Source organism: Blastococcus sp. SYSU D00695 (assembly GCF_054050555.1).
The window spans coordinates 18,719-41,314 of the sequence record NZ_JBJGZP010000004.1; the positions used below are offsets into that span (position 1 = coordinate 18,719).

At 75.5% G+C, this 22,596-nt stretch carries 19 protein-coding genes; 7 read left to right on the forward strand and 12 right to left on the reverse strand.

Going from position 1 to position 22,596, the window contains the following annotated elements; genetic code table 11:
* Positions 1 to 153 precede the first annotated feature (153 nt).
* The 7 genes from ACI781_RS03900 to ACI781_RS03930 all read right to left on the reverse strand — a co-directional run bounded on the left by ACI781_RS03900 (position 154) and on the right by ACI781_RS03930 (position 9,516).
* Positions 154 to 1,305, reverse strand: coding sequence for an N-acetylmuramoyl-L-alanine amidase (locus tag ACI781_RS03900; protein WP_456564757.1), 1,152 nt, complete (start codon positions 1,303 to 1,305; stop codon positions 154 to 156).
* Between the two features lie 142 nt (positions 1,306 to 1,447).
* Complete coding sequence (gene trxA, locus ACI781_RS03905; RefSeq protein WP_456564915.1) at positions 1,448 to 1,825, reverse strand: thioredoxin; 378 nt, start codon at positions 1,823 to 1,825, stop codon at positions 1,448 to 1,450.
* A 45-nt stretch (positions 1,826 to 1,870) separates the two neighbouring features.
* Positions 1,871 to 2,893 (reverse strand): thioredoxin-disulfide reductase, encoded by a 1,023-nt coding sequence (gene trxB, locus ACI781_RS03910; RefSeq protein WP_456564758.1) that lies wholly within the window; start codon positions 2,891 to 2,893, stop codon positions 1,871 to 1,873.
* A 68-nt stretch (positions 2,894 to 2,961) separates the two neighbouring features.
* Positions 2,962 to 4,626, reverse strand: coding sequence for a hypothetical protein (locus tag ACI781_RS03915; protein ID WP_456564759.1), 1,665 nt, complete (start codon positions 4,624 to 4,626; stop codon positions 2,962 to 2,964).
* A 74-nt stretch (positions 4,627 to 4,700) separates the two neighbouring features.
* Positions 4,701 to 6,734 carry a murein biosynthesis integral membrane protein MurJ gene (murJ, locus tag ACI781_RS03920; RefSeq protein ID WP_456564760.1) on the reverse strand — a complete coding sequence of 678 codons (2,034 nt, stop codon included), beginning with the start codon at positions 6,732 to 6,734 and terminating at the stop codon, positions 4,701 to 4,703.
* Positions 6,731 to 8,971 (reverse strand): DUF6049 family protein, encoded by a 2,241-nt coding sequence (locus ACI781_RS03925; protein WP_456564761.1) that lies wholly within the window; start codon positions 8,969 to 8,971, stop codon positions 6,731 to 6,733. Before ACI781_RS03925 ends, murJ begins: the two co-directional genes overlap by 4 nt.
* 68 nt (positions 8,972 to 9,039) lie before the next feature.
* On the reverse strand, positions 9,040 to 9,516 hold the full coding sequence (locus tag ACI781_RS03930) for an NUDIX hydrolase (RefSeq protein WP_456564762.1): 477 nt from the start codon (positions 9,514 to 9,516) through the stop codon (positions 9,040 to 9,042).
* Positions 9,517 to 9,595: 79 nt separating this feature from the next.
* Here ACI781_RS03930 and ACI781_RS03935 point away from each other — a divergent pair, with 79 nt between their 5' ends.
* Positions 9,596 to 11,122, forward strand: coding sequence for a CCA tRNA nucleotidyltransferase (locus tag ACI781_RS03935; RefSeq protein WP_456564763.1), 1,527 nt, complete (start codon positions 9,596 to 9,598; stop codon positions 11,120 to 11,122).
* On the opposite strand, the gene ACI781_RS03940 is transcribed toward ACI781_RS03935, so the two are convergent.
* The gene (locus ACI781_RS03940) at positions 11,034 to 12,413 is read right to left on the reverse strand and encodes an MFS transporter (protein WP_456564764.1); all 1,380 of its coding nucleotides are present in this window, start codon (positions 12,411 to 12,413) and stop codon (positions 11,034 to 11,036) included. The genes ACI781_RS03935 and ACI781_RS03940 overlap by 89 nt on opposite strands.
* Before the next feature lie 111 nt (positions 12,414 to 12,524).
* Here ACI781_RS03940 and ACI781_RS03945 point away from each other — a divergent pair, with 111 nt between their 5' ends.
* A complete protein-coding gene (locus tag ACI781_RS03945) occupies positions 12,525 to 13,184 on the forward strand; it encodes a YqgE/AlgH family protein (RefSeq protein ID WP_456564765.1) in 660 nt (219 codons plus the stop codon).
* Between the two features lie 107 nt (positions 13,185 to 13,291).
* On the opposite strand, the gene ACI781_RS03950 is transcribed toward ACI781_RS03945, so the two are convergent.
* The 3 genes from ACI781_RS03950 to ACI781_RS03960 form a co-directional block, all read right to left on the reverse strand.
* A complete protein-coding gene (locus tag ACI781_RS03950) occupies positions 13,292 to 14,086 on the reverse strand; it encodes a hypothetical protein (RefSeq protein WP_456564766.1) in 795 nt (264 codons plus the stop codon).
* A gap of 114 nt (positions 14,087 to 14,200) precedes the next feature.
* On the reverse strand, positions 14,201 to 15,280 hold the full coding sequence (locus ACI781_RS03955; protein ID WP_456564767.1) for an inositol-3-phosphate synthase: 1,080 nt from the start codon (positions 15,278 to 15,280) through the stop codon (positions 14,201 to 14,203).
* Positions 15,281 to 15,351: 71 nt separating this feature from the next.
* A complete protein-coding gene (locus ACI781_RS03960; RefSeq protein WP_456564768.1) occupies positions 15,352 to 15,948 on the reverse strand; it encodes a PadR family transcriptional regulator in 597 nt (198 codons plus the stop codon).
* A 181-nt stretch (positions 15,949 to 16,129) separates the two neighbouring features.
* Here ACI781_RS03960 and ACI781_RS03965 point away from each other — a divergent pair, with 181 nt between their 5' ends.
* The 3 genes from ACI781_RS03965 to ACI781_RS03975 all read left to right on the forward strand — a co-directional run bounded on the left by ACI781_RS03965 (position 16,130) and on the right by ACI781_RS03975 (position 20,702).
* Positions 16,130 to 16,534 (forward strand): DUF5318 family protein, encoded by a 405-nt coding sequence (locus tag ACI781_RS03965; protein WP_456564769.1) that lies wholly within the window; start codon positions 16,130 to 16,132, stop codon positions 16,532 to 16,534.
* A gap of 172 nt (positions 16,535 to 16,706) precedes the next feature.
* Positions 16,707 to 19,127 carry a transglycosylase domain-containing protein gene (locus ACI781_RS03970; RefSeq protein WP_456564770.1) on the forward strand — a complete coding sequence of 807 codons (2,421 nt, stop codon included), beginning with the start codon at positions 16,707 to 16,709 and terminating at the stop codon, positions 19,125 to 19,127.
* A 105-nt stretch (positions 19,128 to 19,232) separates the two neighbouring features.
* Complete coding sequence (locus tag ACI781_RS03975; protein WP_456564771.1) at positions 19,233 to 20,702, forward strand: glycosyltransferase family 87 protein; 1,470 nt, start codon at positions 19,233 to 19,235, stop codon at positions 20,700 to 20,702.
* Here ACI781_RS03975 and ACI781_RS03980 read toward each other — a convergent pair.
* Positions 20,674 to 21,480, reverse strand: coding sequence for a deoxyribonuclease IV (locus ACI781_RS03980; protein WP_456564772.1), 807 nt, complete (start codon positions 21,478 to 21,480; stop codon positions 20,674 to 20,676). The two genes, ACI781_RS03975 and ACI781_RS03980, sit on opposite strands and share 29 nt — an antisense overlap.
* Positions 21,481 to 21,698: 218 nt before the next feature.
* Here ACI781_RS03980 and rpsF point away from each other — a divergent pair, with 218 nt between their 5' ends.
* Both rpsF and ACI781_RS03990 read left to right on the forward strand, forming a co-directional pair.
* Positions 21,699 to 21,989 (forward strand): 30S ribosomal protein S6, encoded by a 291-nt coding sequence (gene rpsF, locus ACI781_RS03985; protein ID WP_456544339.1) that lies wholly within the window; start codon positions 21,699 to 21,701, stop codon positions 21,987 to 21,989.
* A 2-nt stretch (positions 21,990 to 21,991) separates the two neighbouring features.
* Positions 21,992 to 22,477 carry a single-stranded DNA-binding protein gene (locus tag ACI781_RS03990; protein WP_456548356.1) on the forward strand — a complete coding sequence of 162 codons (486 nt, stop codon included), beginning with the start codon at positions 21,992 to 21,994 and terminating at the stop codon, positions 22,475 to 22,477.
* The last annotated feature ends 119 nt before the right edge of the window (positions 22,478 to 22,596 follow it).

The following is a 22,596-nucleotide window of genomic DNA, read 5'->3' on the forward strand; positions in this document are numbered from 1 at the left end:
CCGTCCCGCGGGTTTCCGCGACACGGCGGGGGTGTGACGGAAGGGTCCTCCGGCGACCCGGTTCCCCCGCGATCACGGGCCTGTTGCCGTCGACACGCCGGGACACGCCGCGACGGCCGGCCACTCGCCCGTGATCGCGGACGGCGGCGGGGCTCAGGCGCGGGCGGGCAGCACGAAGGTCCCGGTGGGTGGGTCGGCCTCCGCGGGCAGGAACAGCCGCTGGACGGCGGCCAGGACGGCGGAGGCGACGGTCCCGCGCAGCTTCGCGTCGAGCAGCAGCAGCCGGTCGACCGGGTGGGAGAGGTAGCCGCAGTCCAGCCGGACGGCGGGCATCCGCGACATCCGCAGCAGGTCCCACGTCTTGGGGTAGCCGCCGAGGTCGATGAGCCCGGTGCGGGCCACGACCTCCCGGCGGACCAGGTGCGCGAACTGCTCCCCCACCGTCGACGACGCCCCGGAGCCGGTGCCGTAGTAGTAGCTGGCCACGCCGCGGGCGTGCTCGGAGCCGTGCGCGTCCATGTGCAGGGAGAGGAACAGGTCGGCGCGGGCGTCGTTGGCGAACGCCGTCCGCTCGGCGGCGGTGGGGTTCTGCTCGCGCCCGCGGGTGAGGTACACCCGGGCGCCGGCGGCGGCCAGCCTCCCCTCGATGCGGGAGGCGAGGTCGAGCACGAGGTCGGCCTCGGTGGTCTCGCCGGCGGTGAAGCCCGTCTCGTCGCCGCCGTGGCCGGGGTCGACGACGATGACGCGACCGATCAGGTGCGGGCCGCTCTCCACCATCGAGGCGCTCTGCCGCAGCAGCTGGGGGCGGCCGCCGGTGACCTTGCGGCCCAGTTGGCGCAGCGCGCGCAGCGTGGCCGGCCCGCAGGTGCCGTCGGCGGTGAGGCCGTAGTCGCGCTGGAACGCGCGCAGGCCGGCCTCGGTCTCGGGGCCGAGGATGCCGTCGGCCCGCCCGGCGTCGTAGCCGAGCTCCAGCAGCCGCTCCTGCAGGTTGGTGACGTCGTCGCCGCGCATCGGCCGCACCGGGTCGTGGTGCAGCAGCCGGTCACCCAGCGACCAGCGGGCCTCCGACAGCGCCCGGTAGGTCTCCTCGCCCACCTGGCCGTCGACGGTCAGCCCGCGGACCTGCTGGAAGTGGCGGACGGCCAGCTCGGTGGCCTCGTCGTACACGGCGTCGGTGCCCGGCTCCGCGTCCTCCGGGTCGTCGGGCTGCAGCAGCGCGAGGCTGCGCAGCGCCGCCCGGACGTCGGCGACCGCGGCGCCGCGGTCCCCGGGGAGGAGGGGGTACATGCCGTCGTTCGTCGCCATCGTGGGTCCGATTGTCGCTCTGCCCGCTGCCGCGGGCCCGTCGGGGGGCGGTCCGGGAGCCGGGACGCGCCAGGGCCCACCCGGCCGGGTGGCCGGGTGGGCCCTGGATCACGCTGCGCCGAGGCTCCCCGGGGGGACCGGCTCAGATGTAGTCGGACAGGTCCGACAGGATTGCGCCCTTCGGCTTGGCGCCGATGATGCTCTTGACCGGCTTGCCGCCCTGGAACACGGTCATGGTCGGGATCGACATGACCTGGTAGTCCCGGGCGATCTGCGGGTTCTCGTCGATGTTGAGCTTGGCGATCGTGAGCTTGTCGCCGTGCTCGGCGGCGATCTCCTCCAGCACGGGGGCGACCATCTTGCACGGGCCGCACCACTCCGCCCAGAAGTCGACGAGCACGGGCTTGTCGCTGCCCAGGACCTCGTCGGCGAAGCTCGCGTCGGTGACCGTCACGGTGTTGCCTGCCATCTGGATCGCTCCCTTGGATCGTGGGGTGGTGGATGGAACGGCCTCGTCCAGAGGCCCGTCCCGAGATTGCGAGGGATGAGGAGGACGAGGTCCTTCTCAGCGCTCGTCGAAGGTCTCGGCGAGCCAGCGCTCGGCGTCGATGGCCGCCGCCGCGCCGGTGCCGGCCGAGGTGATGGCCTGGCGGTAGATGTGGTCGACGACGTCGCCGCAGGCGAAGACGCCGTCGATGTTGGTGCGGGTCGTCGGGTGCTCGACCTGCACGTAGCCCTCCTCGTCCAGCTTGAGCTGGCCGGCGAACAGCTCGCTGCGCGGGTCGTGCCCGATGGCGACGAACATGCCCGACACGGGCAGCTCCTCGGTGGCGCCGCTCTCCACGTCGGCCAGCCGCACGCCGGAGACCGTGTCCTCGCCCAGCACGTCGGCGACCTGCTTGCCCAGCGCCCAGCGGATCTTCTCGTTGTCCTGCGCGCGCTTGACCATGATCTTCGACGCGCGCAGCTCCTGCCGGCGGTGGACGACGGTCACGCTCTTGGCGAAGCGGGTGAGGAACGTGGCCTCCTCCATCGCGGAGTCACCGCCACCGACCACGACGATGTCCTGGTCGCGGAAGAAGAAGCCGTCGCAGGTGGCACACGCGGAGACGCCGCGGCCGAGCAGCCGGGTCTCGTTGTCCAGGCCGAGGTAGCGGTACTTGGAACCCGTGGCGACGATGACGGCGTGGGCGCGGTGCACCTCATCGCCGACCTCGACGATCTTCGGGCTGGCCGTCAGGTCGACCCGGGTGACGTCGCGGGCCACCAGCTCGGCGCCGAAGCGCTCGGCCTGAGTGCGCATGTCGTCCATCAGCTGCGGACCCTGGATCCCCTCGGCGAAGCCGGGGAAGTTCTCCACCTCGGTGGTCGTCATCAGCGCGCCGCCGAACTGCGAGCCCTCGAAGACGAGCGGGTGCAGGTTGGCCCGCGCGGCGTAGATCGCCGCGGTGTACCCGGCGGGACCGGAGCCGATGATGATCAGGTCGCGGACCCCGTCGTGCTCGGCCGGGGGGATCACCGGGTCGTGCACCTCGGTGGTCACCGCGGGACCGGGCGTGGGCTGGTGGTCGTTCGTCACGGGCGGCACAACCAGGATCGTAGGGTCCGCATTCCCCGCGTGAGCACCCCGAACGGGCGGGGGCGCCCCCCGGGGGGTCAGCCGGCGGGCTGGAGCGCGACCTCGGCCACGCTGCCGGCGAAGCCGTCCTCGACCGGGACGAGCGCGGTCAGCCACACCAGGAGGTGGGTGGTGGTGACCGGCTCCTCGAAGGTGAGCTCGGTCGTGCCGTCGACGGCGCCCTCGGCGACCACGCCGTAGGAGTCCAGCGGGCCCTCGGGGAGGTCACCGGCGCGCACCTGCACCCGGACGCCCGGGGTCGTCGTGGTGAGGGTGACGCCCGCGAGGGTCTGCTCGCCGCCGAGGTCGTAGACGACGCCCATGCCGTCCTTGAGCCCGCCGAAGCCGGCCGACCCGCGGTAGGTGACGGTCGACCACGCGGTGCCCGGGTCGCCGTCGAAGGTCAGCGGGACGTCGTCGGGGTTCTCCGGTTCCCCGTCGCCCTGCGGGTCGTACAGCGTCGCGGCGGCGATCGTGGCGGCCGGGGTCTCCGCGGGCGGCGGGGTCGCCTCGCCCGAGGGGTCCTGCGGCGCCGAGGAGGACGGCGTCGAGCCCTCGGGGGTGTCGACCGACCCGGCGACGGAGAGCACGTTCGCGCCGAACCACCAGGCGAGCAGGACGACGACGACCAGCGCGACGAGGGGCAGGCCCACCACCAGCAGCCGGCGCCGGCCGGGCCGCTCGTCGGCGGCGGGGTGGCCGTCGTCGTAGCCGTGGCCGTCGTCGTGCCCGTGGTCGTAGCCGTACCCGTGGTCGTCGCCGTCCTCGTGGCGGGCGGCCGCGTCGTCGGGGTCGTCGTCGTGGCCGAAGGCCGCGTCGAGGCGGAGGTCGTCCTCGCCGCGGTGGGCGGGCGCGGGGGGCAGCCCGCCGACGCCGAGGCGCTGCGGGCCGTCGTCGTCGACGTAGTCGTCCTGGGCGTGCCGCTCCCGCAGCCGGCGCAGCCAGCCGCTGTCGCTCTCGTCCGGGTCGCGGACGAGGTGCGCGGTCTGACTGGGGCGGGGCGGCTGGGCCAGCAGCGCGGCCATCGCGGCGGCGCTGGACAGGCCGGCGCCCGGCTCGGTGGAGCGGGCGCGGCGGACCAGCGCGGCGAGGTCGGGCTGCGGGATGACCGGGGGCCGCGCCGGGTCGCCGTCGGGCCGGCCGGTGGTGCCGGTCAGGCAGCACTCCAGCAGCGTGCCCAGGGCCGCGATGTCGCCCTGCACGGTGGCGGTGGCCGCCGGGACCGAGCGCAGCCCGACCAGGCCGTTGGGGCGGATGACGACGGTCTCGGGCGTGATGCCGCCGACGGCCAGGCCGACGCGGTGCGCCTCGGCGACGCCCTCGGCCAGCCGGCGCAGCACGGTGCGCGCCTCGCGCTCGGGAACCGGACCCTCGGTGAGCCGCTCGGCGAGCGTGCGGCCCTCGATCCACTCGTTGACGACGTAGGCGGCCCCGCCGGGTGCCGCCGGGTCGCCGCTGCCCTCGGCGGCGTCGTAGACCATCGCCAGGGCCGGGGTGGCCAGGCCGCCGGCGGTGAGGGACCGGGCGATCCAGGCGCGCGCCGCCGGGCCGCCGGGGGTGTGCACCCGGATGGCGACGTCGCGGTTGAGCACGCGGTCCTTGGCCCGCCAGCAGCGGATGACGCCGGTGGGCGTCGCCTCCTCGGGACCGATCTCGTCCAGCGGGCGGTACCGGTCGGGGAGACCGGTGACGGTGGACGTCATCGCCTCGGCCCCCCGTCGACTCGTCGCCCGCGGGGCGCTCGCCCCGCTGCGGGGTTCGCCGCCCGGACCGCCGGTCACCCGCGGCCCCGGCGGGCCAGGACCGCGGAGAGCGGTCCGGTCACCTCGGGCACCCGGGCGATCAGCATGCCGACGACGGCTGCGACCCCGATCGCCACGGTACCGATGAGGAGGGTGCCGAGCGAACCCGCTACGGAGGGTCCGAGCGTGCTCCGAGACACGATCGTGACCCCCCACCCCACGAGCGCTGCCCCGAGCGACGCGGCGGTCACGCGCAGTACCGGAACCAGGGTGGATCCGGTGTCGAGCGCCCCGAGCCGCCGGGTGAGCGCCACGTGCCCGAGGACCCAGCCCGCCACGTAGGTGACGCTGGTGACGAGCATCAGCCCGGCGACCACGTGCTCGGGGTCCACGACGGCCGGGACGGCGAGCAGCAGCGGCACGCGGACGGCGACCATCCCCACCTGGATGAGCGTCGGCGTGCGGGCGTCCTTCATGGCGTAGAACACCCGCAGCTGCAGCAGGGTCACCGCCATCGGCAGCAGCCCGAAGGCACCGATCGCCAGCGCGACGCCGATCGCGTGCGCGTCGTCGACGGTCGTCTTGCCGCGGGCGAAGGCGACCGTGGCGAGCGCCGGGCCGAGCACGGTCAGCGCCGCCGTCACCGGCAGCAGGCCCAGGGCCGACAGGCGGGTGCCCAGGGAGAGGTCGCGCACGACGCCCCCGACGTCGGAGCGGGCGGCGGCCCGGCTCATCCGCGGCAGCAGCGCCGTCAGCAGCGCGACGCCGATGATCCCGTAGGGCATCTGGAACAGCAGGCTCGCGATGGCGAACGCGCTGGAGCCGAGCCCGCCGTCGCGCTGGGCCTCGTTGGCGATGCGGGTCGCGACGGCGACGCCGATGGCGCTGACCGCCGAGTACCCGACCACCCACAGGCCGAGGGACCCCGCCTCGCGCAGGCCGGTCTGCCGCAGGTTCCACCGGGGGCGCAGCGGCACCCCCACCCGGCGCAGCAGCGGCAGCAGGACGAGGGCCTGGACCGCGATGCCCAGCGTCGTGCCGCCCCCGAGCAGCCAGACCATGCCGGCGGACAGGTCGCCGGGCTCGAGCTGCCCGGAGCCGCTCGCGGAGATGAACAGGACGCCGGTGGCAATGACCACCAGGTTGTTGAGCACCGGCGCCCAGGCCGGCGGCCCGAACACCCCGCGCGTGTTGAGGACCGCCTGCGCCAGCGCACCGACGCCGTAGAAGACGACCTCCAGCAGGAGGATCCGGGCCAGCCAGTTGGCGAGGCGGACCTGGTCGGGGTCGCCGGTGATCCCGTAGAGGGAGGTCAGCGCGGGGGCGGCCAGCACGGCCAGCAGCGTGACGACGGTCAGGCCCACCACCGCCACCGTCGACAGGCGCTGCACGTAGCCGACGCCGCCGTCCCGGTCGCGTTCCTGGGCGTGCACGAACAGGGGCACGATGACCGACGTCAGGACGCCGCCCAGCAGCAGCTCGTAGACGATGTTGGGCAGGGTGTTGGCCGTGTTGTAGGCGTCGTTGACCGCGCCGACGCCGAGGGCGGCCGCCAGCACCATCGTGCGCAGCAGCCCGGTGATCCGGGAGACCAGCGTGGCCACGGCCATCGTGCCGGCGGCGCGGAGGATGCCGCGGCTGGCGCCCGGGGCGCCCTCGCGGGCGGTCGCCTCCTCCTCGGTCTCGTCGGCCGGTGAGGGCACCGCCGGCAGGACCGGGATGAGCTGGGTCTCCTCGGGCCCCGGGACGAACCGCCGGCGCGGCGGCGGCACGGGGGGCAGCGGCCGGTCGAGGGGGACGGGCCGCTGCTCGCGGCTCACCGGCGGCGGCACCGGGCGCAGCGGCGCGGACGGCGGCCCGGGCAGCGGCGCCGGCCGCCCGCCGTCCCCGGCGGGGGGCTGCCCCGGGCCGGCGACGGGGTCGGGGACGACCGGGTAGGGCGGCGGCGGCAACGGGCGGGCCGCGGGCCGGGGACGGGCGCCCTCGCCGGACGGGCGGCGCGGGGCGGGCGGCGGCACCGGTGGCAGCGGGAGCCGGTCGCGCTCCCCGACCGGCTGGTCGCCGCTCACACCGGGCTCCGGGTGGGCGGCAGCGCGACGGCGGCGCCCTCCGGGGCCCCGCCCAGGTCGTCGTCACCCCGGTCGCCGCCGGCGCGGCGGCGGAGGAGGAACACGACCAGGCGGCGCAGGAACAGCAGGCCGAGCAGGACCGCGGCGCCGATGGTGATGGTCAGCGAGATGACCCCGTAGGCGGTGCTGGTGACCTGCAGCTCCACGGGGCTGCCCAGCGGCGCGCCGTCGGGGGTGGTGAGGCGCGCGGTCACGGTGAACCGGCCGGACTGGCCGACCTCGGTCGGCACCTGCAGCGTCGTGCGCTCCCCCGGGGCCAGCTGCTGGACGCCGACGTCGCCCACCGAGAGGCCGACGCCGCTGCGGGTGCGCACCTGCAGCCGCACCTGGACGGCGAACGGCAGGTCGTTCTGCACGGTCAGCACGAGCGGGGCGTTGCTGGAGGCGAGGCTGTAGGTGCCGTCGGCCGGGGAGAGCAGCGTGACGTCGTCCAGGACCTCGTCCAGGGCGTCGCGGAGCCCGGCGGCCTCCTGCCGGGCGCGGTCGGGGTCGTCGCGGTACCCCACCGCGGCCGTGCGGGCGGCCGCGGCGTCGTAGGGCGCCAGCGCGGCCGCCGGGTCACCGAGGACGGCGCCCGCGACGTCGTCGCGCACGGCGAGGGCGGTCTGCAGGTCGGCGAGGACGCCGGGGTCCAGCCCGCCGCCGGAGGGCGGCGTGAGCCCGCCGGCCTCGGCGCGCGGGCCGGTCACGAGCTCGTCCAGCCCCGCCGTGCGCGCGCCCGGCACCTGCCCGGTGGCGGCGATCATCGCGGCGAGCCCGTCGGGGTCGGGGTCGATCCCCCGGCCCGGCGCGACCAGCAGGCTGCGCGGGGCGGCCGGGTCCCCGCCGGCCTGGCGGGTCAGCAGCGCCAGCTCGGCCACGTAGCGCTGCGTCGCGACCGGCACGCCCCCCTCCACCTGGTCGGCGCCGGTGGCCAGGCCGCTGAGCTCGTCGTCGGCGACCAGCCCGGTGCTCCCGTCGGCGAGCGCGGTGGTCGCGGCCGCCCCGGCCCGGCCCAGCCCGACCGCCTCCGCGCCGTCGGCGAGGGCGCCGGAGGAGACGACGACGGTCGAGATCCCGCCCTCGCGCAGCAGCCCCAGCGTCTGCCCGTGCAGCGTGCCACCGGCGGCCCAGAGGAGGTCGGCGGTGGGGGTCGCGCCGAGCAGGTCGCCGACGATGCGGGCGCCGGCACCCTGCTGGTCGACGGGCGGGCCGGCGTCCTCCGCGAGGGCGGGGACGGCGGCGGCGGTCCCGCTGCCCGGGAGCGCGCGGGCGGCGACCGCGGGGAGCCCGGCCGTGGTCAGCGCGTCGACGTCGGCGTCGCCGTAGGGCAGTGCCACCACCGGGTGGACGGCGGCCGCGGCGCGCAGCCGGTCCAGGAAGGCGGCGGCCGCCTCGGTGCCGGTGCCGGGCGAGGCCGTGCCGGCGAGGTCGTAGGGCCCCTCGGCCATCACCGCCAGCGCCTCGACCAGCGCCGGGTCCACCGCCAGGGTCACCCCCGCGACGGGCCGGCCGCCCCCGGGGGAGGTCTCCGGGATCCGCTCGACCGCGGCGAGGGCCCGGTCCAGGCGCCCGCCGGTCGCGACGGCGGCCGCCAGGTCGTCGTCGAGGAAGCGCCCGGCGGCGTCCCGGTGGGTCGGCTCGACCAGCGGCCACAGCCAGCCCACGGCCGTCGTCCCGGCCGGCGGGCCGGACAGCTGCACGACGAAGCTGGTCACCTGACCGATCCGGCGCTGCTCGCCGTCGGGGTCGGCGCCGTTGAGGTTGAGCAGCACGGGGTACACGCCGTCCTCGCCGAGCTGCAGGTCGGCGGTCGTGGTCGTGTAGGTGAACTGCCGGGGGACGCCGGGGTCCAGCGTGCCGGCGATCGGCAGGAAGGCGGCGGCCACGGCGGTCGCCGGGTCCGGGTCGGCGTCGGCGTCGAGCAGGTCGGCGCGCGAGCGCAGCGCCTCGCCGCGCTGCAGGCGGACGGTCAGGCCCGACAGGCTCTCCTCGCCGGTGTTGGTCATGGTGAACGTCAGCGAGATCGTCCCGCCGGGGGCCACGGTGGCCGGGTCGATGCGGGCCACGTCGACGCGGACCGGGCGCCCGGCGTCGTCGTCCGCCGGGGCCGCGACGGCCGGGGACGCCGCGGGACCACCGGTGAGCACGAGCAGCGGCAGGGCCAGCAGCGCCGCGAGGACGACCCGGGCCAGCACCGAGCGGGAGCGGGGGCAGGTCCCCCGGCGTCCGGTGCCGTGCCCGTGCGCAGTGGTGGGGCCGCGGCTCACGCGCTGTCGGCGAGCAGCGCCGGCGCGCGCTCGACCAGGGCCCGCTCGTCGGCGTAGGCCAGTCGTTCGCTCAGCTCCCCGAGCGGGACCCAGGCCACCTCGGTGACCTCCACGTCGGCGTCGGAGAGGGCCCCGCCGATCGCGCGGAGCAGGAAGTGGTGCACGGTCTTGTGCACCCGGCGCCCGTCGGCGACGAACCAGAAGTCGATGATGCCCAGCGGGGCGAGCACCTCGCCGATGATGCCGGTCTCCTCGGCGACCTCCCGGACGGCGGTGTCCTCGGGCGTCTCGCCCTCCTCGATGTGTCCCTTGGGCAGCGACCAGAGCAGGCGGCCGCGGCGGTCGGTGCGGCCGATCAGGGCCGCGCGGGGACCGGTGACCCCGTCGTCGGCCACCACCAGGCCCCCGGCGGAGGTCTCGTCGACCCGGCGCAGCCGGCGGCCGGGGCGTCCACGTGCGCCCGTCCCAGCCATGCCAGGAGGGTAGCGCGGCGCGGGCGCCCACCCCCGGAGCAGCGCGGCGGGCGAGGGCCCACCACTACCCTGGCTCGTCGTGTCCAGCCAGCTCCCGAGCCCCCCGCCGGGTCCGCCCGCCGGCGGGCAGGTGCCCGCCGCCGTCCAGCAGACCGTGCGGGAGCTCGTCGACGTCTCCCCCGTGCTCGCCGAGCTGGGTGAGCGCTTCGCCGCGGCCGGGCACCAGGCGCACCTGGTCGGCGGGTCGGTGCGTGACGCGCTGCTGGCCGCCGGGTCGGCCGGCGGGCAGGCGGCCGGCGGGGTCCCCGGCGACCTCGACGTCACCACCGACGCGCGGCCGGAGCAGACGCTGCAGCTGCTGCGTGGGTGGGCGGGTTCCACGTGGAACCAGGGCATCGCCTTCGGGACGGTGGGCGCCGAGGTCCGCGGCGTCCGGCTGGAGATCACGACCTTCCGGGCCGACCGCTACGACCGCGAGTCCCGCAACCCGGAGGTCGCCTGGGGCAGCTCGCTGGTCGACGACCTTGCCCGCCGGGACTTCACGGTCAACGCGATGGCCGTCTCGCTCGCGGCGGACCGGACCGTCACCGACCCCTTCGGCGGGCTGGGGGACCTGCTGGCGCGCCGCCTGCGCACGCCCGGTGCCGCCGTCGACTCCTTCGCCGACGACCCGCTGCGGATGCTGCGGGCCGTGCGCTTCGTCGCGCAGCTGGGCCTGACCCCCGACGACGAGGTCGTGGCGGCGATGACCGCGATGGCCGGCGAGCTGGGGCGGATCACGCCGGAGCGGGTGAACGCGGAGCTGTCGAAGACGCTGCTGCAGGAGGCGCCCCGGGCCGCGCTCGAGCTCCTCGTCGGGACCGGCCTGGCCGACGTCGTCCTCCCCGAGCTCGGCGCGCTGCGGATGGAGATCGACGAGCACCACCAGCACAAGGACGTCTACACGCACTCGCTGACGGTGCTCGACCAGGCGATCGCGCGGGAGCGGGAGCTGGCCGCCGCCGGCGCGCCCGGCGTGGAGAGCCCCGACCTCGTGCTGCGCCTGGCGGCGCTGCTGCACGACATCGGCAAGCCCGCGACCCGCCGGCACGAGGCCCGCGGCCGCGTCTCCTTCCACCACCACGAGGTGGTCGGCGCGAAGCTGGTGCGCAAGCGGCTGACGGCGCTGCGCTACCCCAAGGACGTCGTCGAGGCCGTCGCCCGGCTGACCTTCCTGCACCTGCGCTTCCACGGCTACGGCCGCGGCGAGTGGACCGACTCCGCGGTGCGCCGCTACGTCACCGACGCCGGCGACCTGCTCCCCCGCCTGCACACGCTGGTGCGGTCGGACTGCACGACCCGCAACAAGCGGCGGGCGGCGGCCCTGGCGGCCACCTACGACTCCCTCGAACAGCGGATCGCCGAGCTGTCGGCGGCCGAGGACCTGGCGCGGGTGCGGCCGGACCTCGACGGCAACGCGATCATGGAGCTGCTCGGCATCGGTCCCGGCCGGGAGGTCGGCGAGGCCTGGCGGCACCTCAAGGAGCTGCGACTGGAGCGTGGCCCGCTGGACCGGGACGAGGCCGAGGCCGAGCTGCTGCGCTGGTGGGCCGCCCGGGACCGCTGAGCCAGGGGCCGCCCGGCCGGGCGACCCGGTAGGCCAGGGCGGTGAGCAGGTACAGCGCGCCGATCGTCAGGACGACGGCGACGGACACCCCCGAGGGCGGCAGCCAGAACGCGGCGGCCACCACCGCGGCGACGAAGCTGACGTTGAACAGCGTGTCGTAGACGGAGAACACCCGGCCGCGGTGCACGTCGTCGACGGTGGCCTGCAGGGTCGTGTCGACGCAGATCTTCACGCCCTGCCCGACCAGGCCGAGCACGAAGCCGGCCCCGACGGTCGCCGGCGGCACGAACGCCAGCCCGAGCGCGACCTGCCCGACCGCGCCGACGACGAGCAGCACGGTCACCCACCGGTGGGCGCCCCAGCGGCGCACCAGCCGCGGGGTGAGGGCGGCCGCCAGCAGCGCCCCGGCCGCGCCGGCCGCCAGCACCTGCCCCACCCCGGCCAGCCCGGTCGGCAGCAGCGGGCCCCACGCGTCGAAGGTGTTGCGGTACAGCAGCAGGGTCATCAGCGTGGCCAGGCCGAAGCAGACCCGGTGCGCGGCGATGACCGCCAGCGCGGCGGCCGCCGGCCGGATGGCCAGCACGTGGCGGGCGCCGGCGACCATGCCGCGGGCGACGTCGGCGGCCGACAGCCGGCCCCGGCCGGGGACGTCGCCGGGGACGTCGTCGGGCCCCAGGTGGGCCCGGGTGAACCCGGCCGCCACCACCGCGGCGGCGAGGTAGGGCAGCGCGGACGCCGCCGCCACCGCGGCGTAGGACGCGTCCCCCGACCCGGCCAGCGTGGCCACGCCCACGGCCGCCCCACCGCCGACGACGGACGCCGCCGTCCCCGCGGTCGTGGTGAAGGCGTTGGCCGTCACCAGCCAGCGGTCCTCGATGGTGTGCGGCAGCGCGGCCGACAGGGCCGCGAGCAGGAAGCGGTTGACGGCGAACACCAGCAGGCCGGCCACGTAGAAGGGCCCGCCGGCCACCCCGGCGCCGATGAGGACGGCGACGACGAGCACGAGCAGGCTGCGCACCGCGTTGGCCCGCACCAGCACCTGGCGGCGGCTCCACCGGTCCAGCCACACCCCGGCGAACGGCCCGACCAGCGAGTAGGGCAGCAGCAGGACGGCGAACCCGGCGGCGACGGCGGCGGGGTCGGCCGCCCGCTGCGGGTTGAAGAGCACGGTCCCGGCGAGCGCGGCCTGGAACACGCCGTCGCCGAACTGGGACAGCAGGCGGGTCGCCAGCAGCCGGCGGAAGTCGGCCCGGCCGAACAGCCGCCGGACCCGGCTGGGCGCCTGCTGCACGAGGTCACCCTAGGTCGGGTCCCGTACCCGTCAGTGACCGCCGGGCCGGGGTCGCCGCACCGCGTCCCTCGCCCGGTCGCGGCGCCTCCGGTTGGGGCACACTGGGCGGCGATGAGCTCCCTGCCCGACCCCGACTCCGGGCTGCCCGCGCGCCCGACCACCGGACGACGCCGTCCCGGTGCGGTGCCGCAGCTGTCCACCGGTTCGGTGGACGACGTCCGGCCGGGGTCGCTGCTGGTGGCGATGCCCTCGCTGACCGACCCGACGTTCGCCGGGACGGTGGTCTACGTGCTCGACCACAACGACACCGGCACGCTCGGCGTCGTCCTCGGCCGCCCCAGCCAGGTGGAGATCCGCGACGTGCTGCCCGGCTGGTGCGACCTCGCCGTCGACCCCGACGTCTTCCACGTCGGCGGGCCGTGCGAGACCGACACCGCGCTGTGCCTGGCCACCACGCCGCTGGGCCCCCTCGACGAGGAGTCCGGCCTGCGTCGCGTGGCCGGCGAGGTCTGCCTGGTCGACCTGGACGCCGACCCGGCCGGGCTCGAGGACGAGGTGACCGGGCTCCGGGTGTTCGCCGGGTACGCGGGGTGGTCGCCCGGGCAGCTGGCCGACGAGGTCGCCGAGGGGGCCTGGGCCTGCGTGGCCGGCACCGCGGAGGACGTGCTGAGCGAGCTCGCCGGGCCGCAGCTGTGGCGGCGCGTGATGGGCCGGCAGACCGGCCGCCTCGCCGTCCTGTCGACGGCGACGCCGGACCCCACCGCCAACTGACCGCGCTCCGGCCGGCGCGGGGCGTCGCGATCTGGTAGGAATGCACCCGGGAAGGGGCGGTCTGGGGAAGAGGCCGCCCCTTCCCGCACGTCCGGGCCCGGTCGCGGCTACAGCCCGACGCCCGTGAGCAGCTCCGGGTACGCCGCGCCGTCCGCGGTCTCCTCCGGCGCCGGCGGCGTCACCTCGCGCGGACCGTGGTCGTCGAGGGTCACCGTGACCGGCGAGTCCAGCCCCGGCAGCGGCGTGACGTACTGCAGCAGCAGGTCCGAGGAGCTGTCGACGGTCACCGTCCAGCCGGCCGCCGAGCCGAAGACGGTGCTCAGCCGCCCGTCGACCGACCGCTGCCCCTCCCACGTGTGCTCCCCGCCGCGGAACGCCGCGGGGTCGTCGGCGTCGGCGGTGGCCAGGCCCAGCACCAGCCGGACGAGGACGTCGGTGAGCGGCGCCTCGGCCGCGCCGTCGGCGAGGGCGGCGGCCGGCCGGTGCACGTACCCCGCGGCGGGCAGGCCGGCGGCGGCCAGCGACGCCTCGAGGCCGGGGACCTCGCCGAACCAGAGCTCGTCGGCGGTGAAGAAGACGGTGCGGGTCTGCTCGGGGCCGCCGTCCCCGGGACTGGTCACCGCCTGCGCCCGCCCCACCGCGCCGGCGTAGTCCACCTCGCCGGTGAGGGTCAGCAGCGCGTCCTCGCCGTAGGGGGCGGTGACGACGAAGTCCGCGCCGCCCTCCTCGGCGTTGCGGGCCAGCAGGCCGGCCAGGACCCCGGCCTCGGCCTGGGTGACGGGGTCGCCGGGCTGCCGCTCGTCGTCCCCGCTCGAGCAGCCGGCCAGCAGGGCCAGGACCGTGCCCACGGCGACGCCGGCGGACCGGCGCCGGACCGTCAGCGGACGGCGGGGGCTCGGCATGCGGGCCAGCGTAGGCAGGCCGGGCCGCCGGGACGGGCCCCCACGCGGGCGGGGACGAGACAGGCCCGCCCCCCGGGTGGGGGACGGGCCTGTCTCGTCAGCGGGAGCGGGGGGTCAGCGCTCGACCTCGCCGCGGATGAAGGCCTCCACGGCGTCGTGGGCCTCGCTGTCGCTGTACTGCACCGGCGGCGACTTCATGAAGTACGACGACGCGGACAGGATCGGGCCACCGATGCCGCGGTCCTTGGCGATCTTGGCGGCGCGGACGGCGTCGATGATGATGCCGGCCGAGTTCGGGGAGTCCCAGACCTCGAGCTTGTACTCCAGGTTCAGCGGGACGTCGCCGAACGCGCGGCCCTCGAGCCGCACGTAGGCCCACTTGCGGTCGGAGAGCCACGGCACGTGGTCCGACGGGCCGATGTGCACGTTGTCCTTGCCCATGTCCCGGTCGACCTGGCTGGTGACGGCCTGGGTCTTGGAGATCTTCTTGGACTCCAGGCGCTCGCGCTCGAGCATGTTCTTGAAGTCCATGTTGCCGCCGACGTTGAGCTGCATGGTGCGGTCCAGCTGCACGCCGCGGTCCTCGAAGAGCTTGGCGAGCACCCGGTGGGTGATGGTCGCGCCGACCTGGCTCTTGATGTCGTCGCCGACGATCGGGACACCGGCGGCGGTGAACTTGTCCGCCCACTCCTTGGTGCCGGCGATGAAGACCGGGAGGGCGTTCACGAAGGCGACGCCGGCGTCCAGGGCGGCCTGGGCGTAGAACTCGGCGGCCTGCTGCGAGCCGACCGGCAGGTAGCAGACGAGCACGTCGGCGCCGGACTCGCGCAGGGCGGCGACCACGTCGACCGGCTGCTCGTCGGACTCCTCGATGGTCTCCCGGTAGTACTTGCCGAGGCCGTCGAGGGTGGTGCCGCGCTGGACGGGGACGCCGAGCGGCGGCACGTCGCAGATCTTGATGGTGTTGTTCTCGCTGGCGACGATCGCCTCGGACAGGTCGCGACCGACCTTCTTGGCGTCGACGTCGAACGCGGCGACGAACTGCACGTCGGAGACGTGGTACTCGCCGAACCGGACGTGCATCAGGCCGGGGACCGAGCCGGTCTCGTCGGCGTCCCGGTAGTAGTGCACGCCCTGCACCAGCGACGCGGCGCAGTTGCCGACGCCGACGATGGCGACCTTGACGGCTCCCATGGGTTTCCTCTCTCCGTTGGACCCGCAGGTCCGTCGTTGTGCGGGGCGGCCGGGCCGCCCCCGAGCCCCGGTCAGGGCGTGCGACCGTCGTCTCCGGTCGCGGCCTCCCGGGGCTCTGTGTCTGTCAGCTCGCGGTCGATCAGCTCCGACAGCCAGCGGACCTCGCGGTCCACCGACTCGAGCCCGTGCCGCTGTAGTTCGAGCGTGTACCGGTCGACCCGTTCCCGGGTCCGCGCCAGCGAGGCCCGCAGCCCCTCGCGCTGCCGCTCGACCGTGCGCCTGCGTCCCTCGAGGATCCGCAGCCGCACGTCCCGGGCGGTGTGGCGGAAGAAGGCCAGGTGGACGCCGAAGTGGCCTCCGTCGTCGTACGCCTCGGGTCCGGCCTGGCTGACCAGCTCCCCGAAGCGCTCCTTGCCCTCCGCGGTGATCGTGTAGACCACCTTCCCGCGACGGCCGGTGAGCGGCGGTGCGTCCGCCGGCAGCAGCTCTCCGGGACCGGGTTCGGCGATGGCGACGAGCCCGGCCGCGTGGAGCCGCTTCAACGCGGGGTACAGCGAGCCGTAGGAGATGCTGCGCAGCCCGCCGAGCACCTGTGCGAGCTGCTTGCGCAGCTCGTACCCGTGCATCGGCGACTGTTGCAGCAGGCCGAGGATGGCGAACTCGAGCACTCCACCCCCAGGCCCTCCGCCGGTCGATGTATCGAGACGATACATCGACCCGTGAACTCCTGGGCAACGGCACGTCACCCCGCGGTGGCGGGCGGGTCGCCGTGCGCGCGGGCCGCGGCGGGGCCCCGGAACGCCTCCGCGGCCACCCCCCGGGAGGCGCCCGCGTGCGTACCCTGGCCCGGTGCCCGGACGACGGTCGGTCGTGGACTACTCGCTGAAGCGGCGAGCCGTCCTGGCGGCGGTGCAGGCCGGGCGCACGAGCCCGTACGAGGTCTGCGACGCCGGTCCCTACCTCACCCGGGCCGCCCGCTACCACGGCGACGCCACCGAGCAGCCCTGCCCGCTGTGCCGCGCGCACCGGCTGACGACGGTGAGCTACGTCTACGGCGACGGGCTCGGGCACGTCTCGGGCCAGGCCAAGACGCACGCCGAGCTCGCGCGGATGGACTCCATGCAGGAGGAGTTCTCCGTGTACGAGGTCGAGGTCTGCCGCGGCTGCGGGTGGAACCACCTGGACTGCTCGTACGTGCTCGGACAGGAGCCGGGGCAGCGCCGCCGCGGCCGCCGGCGCGCGGCCACCGAGTAGCCGCTCCCGGTCCTCCCAGCGCCGTCGCCGGGGCCGTTCCCGCACGTCGGCGTGCGGGGAGGCTGGTCACAGCACCCGCGGGTCCTGCACCGCACTCACAGCAGCATCCGTCACCCTGGGGAGCGGGACGTACCCGTCCCGTCCCACTCGATTGTCAGGAAGGGGCTCGCGCGTGCCCTCCCACGACGAGACGTCACCGGTCGGCCCGGGGGCCGGCTCGGTCCGCCGCCCACCCCCCGCCCGGTCCGGCGGGGGCGGGCGTGGCCGCACGACGGCGTCGCGCGGCGGCTCGTCGGGCGCCCGCCCGGCCGGCGGCGGGTCCGGCGGTGGCCGCCCGCCCGGCTCCGGTGGCCGTCCGCCCGGCTCCGGCAGCGGCGGCCGGAGCCGCGGCGGCAAGGGCAAGCCGGTCCGCACGAAGAAGCAGCGCCGCCGCCGCAGGCTGAAGATCGCCGCGGGCGTCCTGGCGGGCATGTTCGTGCTGCTGGCCGTCTTCGTCGGCGTCGTCTACGCGACGACGGAGGTGCCCGACCCCAGCAGCGTGCAGAACGCCCAGACGACGGTCGTGTACTACTCCGACGGCACCACGGAGATGGCCCGCCTCGGCGACGAGAACCGCACGAACGTCTCGCTGGACCAGGTGTCGGAGCCGGCCCGCAACGCGATCCTCGCCGCGGAGAACCGCGACTTCTACTCCGACCCGGGCATCTCGTTCACCGGCATCCTCCGGGCGGCGTGGAACAACGTCACCGGCGGCTCGACGCAGGGTGGGTCGACGATCACCCAGCAGTACGTGAAGAACGCGTTCCTGACGCACGAGCAGACGTTCAGCCGCAAGTTCCAGGAGCTCTTCCTGGCGATCAAGCTGGACAACAACTACTCGAAGGACGAGATCTTCGAGAACTACCTGAACACCATCTACTTCGGCCGCGGCGCCTACGGCATCGAGGCGGCGGCCAACACCTTCTTCGGCGTCCCGGCCAGCGACCTGACCGCCGAGCAGGGCGCGGTGCTCGCCGTCCTCATCCGCAACCCCTCCAACAACGACCCCGAGGCCGACCCCGAGGGCGCACAGACCCGCTGGGGCCGGGTGCTGGACGCGATGGTGGAGGAGGACTGGCTCACCGCCGAGCAGCGGGACGCGGCCGTCTACCCGCCCGTGCTGCCGCGCACCGGCTCCAGCCTGGGCATCCCCAGCGGCCCCGAGGGGCTGGTCGTGCAGCAGGCGCTCGCCGAGCTGCGCGCGAAGGGCTACACCGACCAGCAGATCTCCGCCGGCGGCCTGCGGATCACCACCACGGTCGACAAGCCCACGCAGGACGCGGCGCTGGCCGCGGTCACCGACGTCCTCCAGGGCGAGCCGGACAACCTGCGGCAGGCGCTCGTGGCGATCGACCCGCGCACGGGCGCGGTCCGCGCCTACTACGGCGGACCGAGCGGCACCGCGTTCGACTACGCGCAGGCGCTGCGCCAGCCCGGCTCCTCGATGAAGCCCTACGTGCTGGCCACGGCGCTGGAGCAGGGCATCGGCGTGGAGTCCCGACGGGACGGTTCCTCCCCGCAGACCTTCCCCGACCGCGACGCGCCGGTGCGCAACTCCGGCGGCGCCTCGTGCGGGAACTGCACGCTGGTCGAGGCGATGACCCGGTCGCTGAACACCACCTTCTACGGCCTCGCCCTCGAGGTCGGGCCGGAGAACGTGCGCGCCACCGCCCTGGCGGCCGCGGGCCTGCCCGAGAGCTGGGACAACGGCGCCACGACGCTGGCCAACGGGGACGGCGGGACCGGCGCCTCCATCGGCATCGGCGAGTACGAGATGCGCCCGATCGACCAGGCGCACGGCTTCGCGACCCTCGCCGCCGGTGGCGTCGAGCGCGCGCCGTACTTCGTCTCCCGCGTGACCGACAGCTCCGGCGCGGTGCTGCTGGAGTTCGGCGGCGACCCCGGCGAGCAGGTCATCCCGGCCGACGTCGCCGCCGACACGACGTTCGCCATGGAGGGCGTCGCGGACTACTCGCGGCGCTCGCTGGACGGGAACCGTCCGGTGGCCAGCAAGACCGGTACGCAGGGCCTCAACAGCGAGGACAACTCCGACGCCTGGATGGTCGGCTTCACGCCGTCGCTGTCGACGGCGGTGTGGATGGGCACCGACGGCCGTGACCCGATCGTGAACGCGCAGGGGCGGATCATCTACGGCTCCGGGCTGCCCGGCGCCATCTGGCAGCAGTTCATGGACGCCGTCCTCGCGGGGACGCCGGAGGAGCCGCTGCCCGACGAGCCGATCATCGACGCCGACCGCAACGGCCCGCCGGCGACCGAGACCGCGCCCCCGACGTCCGAGGCCCCCGCGCCGCCGACGACGCAGGCGCCGCCGGCGACGCCGACCGAGACGGCGACCGAGGTCCCCGACCCGAACGCGCCGGACCCGAACGCCCCGGACCCGAACGTCCCGGACCCCAACGCCCCCGACCCGAACGCACCGGGGCCCCAGAACCCGCAGAACCCGCAAGGGCCCCAGCCCGGGACCACGGCACCGCCCGCCGGTGGCGCTGGGGCCGGCGCGACCGCGACCGCCACTCCCGGCCGGGGCGGCTGAGCCCGGCAGACTGGGGGCGTGACCGGCGCCCCGCACCCCACGGACCCCTCGGACAGCACTGCTGCCGGGGGGTCCGTGCCGTCCCGGGGGTCCTCCCCGCGGCCGGTGCGGGTGCTCCCCGAGGGGCCCGACCGCGTCGTCCCCACCTGGACCGACCCGATCGTCGCGCAGGCCAGCGAGGCCGTCGGCGGCCCGTGGGGTCGGCACGCCGTCGTCGGGCGGGCGCTGTTCTGGACGCCGCTGCGGGTCTGCCTGCTCCTCGCCTCGGCGGTGCTCGCCCTGGCGTGGGTGAAGCAGGCTCCCTGCTCGTCCGGTGACTGGACGGGGCACGTCCAGTACACGCACTTCTGCTACAACGACGCGGTCCCGCTCTTCGGCGTCCACGGCCTGGACCACGGCGCGGTCCCCTACCTCGACTCGGCCGTCGAGTACCCGGTGCTGACCGGCGGGCTGATGGCGCTCGCGGCCACGGTGGCCCGCGCGTACGGCGACGTCTCCGGGCCCTCGAGCCTGCTGCCGACCATCCCCGACGTGCAGGCCTTCTACGTCGTCACCTGCCTGCTGCTGGCGCTGCTGGCGCTCGTCGTCGTCCGCACGGTGGTCGCGCTGTCGGGGCGCCGGCCGTGGGACACCGCGATGGTCGCCCTGTCGCCGCTGCTGCTGGTGCACGCCTTCACCAACTGGGACCTGCTGGCCGTCGCGCTGACCGGGCTGGGGCTGTGGGCGTGGGCCCGCGAGCGGCAGGCGCTGGCCGGGGTCCTGCTGGGGCTCGCGGTGGCGGCGAAGTTCTACCCGCTGCTGGTGCTCGGCGCGCTGCTGCTGCTGTGCCTGCGCGCCGGGCGGTGGCGGGCGTGGCTGCGCACCGCGGCGGCCGCCGCCGTCGCCTGGCTCGTCGTGAACGTGCCGGTCGCCCTGCTGGCGTTCGACAACTGGGCCACGTTCTTCACGTTCAGCCGCAGCCGCCCGGCCAACCCCGAGACGCTGTGGAACCTCGTGATCACGCTCTCGGACGGGAGGGCCTTCGACGGCCCGCTCGCCGAGGGGCAGACCCCGTCGGTCCTCAACGCGGTCGTCGCGGTCGTGCTCCTGGCCTACGGCCTCGGCGTCGCCTGGCTGACGCTCGCCGCCCCGGTGCGGCCCCGGGTCGCCCAGGTCGCGTTCCTGCTCGTCGCCGGGTTCCTGCTGCTGAACAAGGTGTGGAGCCCGCAGTTCTCGCTGTGGCTGCTGCCGCTGGCGCTGCTCGCCCGCCCGCGGTGGCGCTCGCTGCTGCTGTGGCAGGTGGTCGAGGCCCTGGTGTGGGTGGTGACGATGCTCTGGTACCTCGGCACGCCGAACCGGGGCATCGACGAGGAGTGGTTCTGGATGGTCGTCGTCGCCCGCGACGTGGCGGTGGTGCTGCTCATCGGCCTGGTCGTGTACGAGGTGCTGCGCCCGGACGCCGACGTCGTCCGCACCAGCTGGCCGGGCGTCGACGACCCGGCCGGCGGCGTCCTGGACCACGCCCCCGACCGGTTCACCCTGCCGGGGCCGGGGCGGCGCGAGCCGGTCAGCGCAGCGCCGACCGCACCAGGCTGACCTCCCCGGCGTGCGCCGCCGCGTCGCCGGGGGTCTCCAGCACGATCGGCGCGTCGGCGGCGCGGGCCACGCCCAGCAGCAGCTCGGTCGGGATCTCGCCGTCGGCCAGGGGCGCGTGCCGGTCCCGGCTGGAGCCGGCCGGGTCGCGGCTGTTGTTGAGGTGGACGACGTCGATGCGGCCGGTGATCGCCCGGACGTCGTCCACGGCCGTCTCCAGGTCCCACCCGGCGGCCCAGGCGTGGCAGGTGTCGAGCACGAAGCCGGCGCCGAACTCCCCGACGGCCTCCCACAGCCGGGCCAGCGCGTCGAGGTCGCGGGCCATGGCGTTGCCGCCGCCGGCGGTGTTCTCGATCAGCAGCGGCACGGGGAAGCCCCCGGCCTCCGCCTGGCGCGAGAAGGTCTTGCGCCAGTTGTCCACCCCGGCGGCCGGGTCGTCCTTCGCCAGCACGTGACCGCCGTGCACCACCAGCCCGAGCGCGCCGACGGCGGCCGCGGCCTGCGCGTGCTGGCCCAGCAGCTTGCGGCTGGGGATCCGGATGCGGTTGTTCGTGGTCGCCACGTTGAGCACGTAGGGGGCGTGCACGACCACCGCGATCCCGCGCAGGGCGTCGGCGTCGGGCCGCGGCTGCGGCGCCTTCCAGTCCTGCGGGTCGGCGAGGAAGACCTGGACGGCGTCGGCGTCCATCTCCGCGGCGCGCGCGGCGGGGCCGCCGTCCAGCAGCTCGCCCTCGTCGCTCAGGCCGGGGCCGACGTGTACGCCGATCGGGTGGGTCGCCACGGCCGCGACAGTAGTTCGCGGGTCCGACGGGACCCCGGCCGTGCGCTCGGCGGCGGTGCCCGGCTGTGGACGGCGGGGGGCGCCCGGTGCGGCGCTGGTAGCCTGTGCGGTGGCGCGTTCGCCTCCCGGTCTCCGGGCGGAGGGCGCGCGACGCATGTACGACCCTCCTGCTGCAGAAGCACTGCAGCCGCCGAGACCAGAGGAGGTGGGGTTTCTCCATGCGCAACTACGAACTGATGGTCATCCTCGACCCCGAGCTGGAGGAGCGCACGATCGCTCCCTCCCTCGACCGGTTCCTGACCGTCGTCACCAACTCCGGTGGCACGGTGGGCAAGGTCGACATCTGGGGTCGTCGTCGGCTCGCCTACGAGATCAAGAAGCAGATCGAGGGCATCTACGCCGTCATCGACATCAACGCCGAGCCCGCGGCCGTGGCCGAGCTCGACCGGCAGCTGAACCTCAACGAGTCGGTCCTGCGCACCAAGCTGATGCGGCCCGAGGTCCACTGACCATGGCCGGCGAGACCGTCATCACCGTCATCGGAAACCTGACCTCCGACCCGGAGCTGCGGTTCACGCCGTCGGGCGCGGCCGTCGCCAACTTCACCGTCGCCTCCACCCCGCGGACGTTCGACCGTCAGTCGCAGGAGTGGAAGGACGGCGAGGCGCTCTTCCTGCGCTGCAACGTGTGGCGGCAGGCGGCGGAGAACGTCGCCGAGTCCCTCACGCGCGGCTCGCGGGTGATCGTCTCCGGCCGCCTCAAGCAGCGCTCCTTCGAGACGAAGGAGGGCGAGAAGCGCACCGTCGTCGAGCTCGAGGTCGACGAGGTCGGCCCCTCGCTGCGCTACGCCACCGCGAAGGTCACCAAGGCCCAGCGCGGTGAGGGTGGCGGCGGCTTCGGCGGCGGCGGCGGTGGCGGCTTCGGTGGTGGCGGTGGCGGCGGCGCGAGCGACCCGTGGTCGACGCCCGCCGGTCCGTCGGACGAGCCCCCCTTCTGAGGAAGGACCCCTCGGAGGACCCCCTCGCCCCGCTCCGCGCGGCGCGGGTCCCTGCGAGGGGGCCGCGGTTCCCGGCCGGGAACCCTCATCTGCACTTTTCCTGAACCACGTCGTACCTG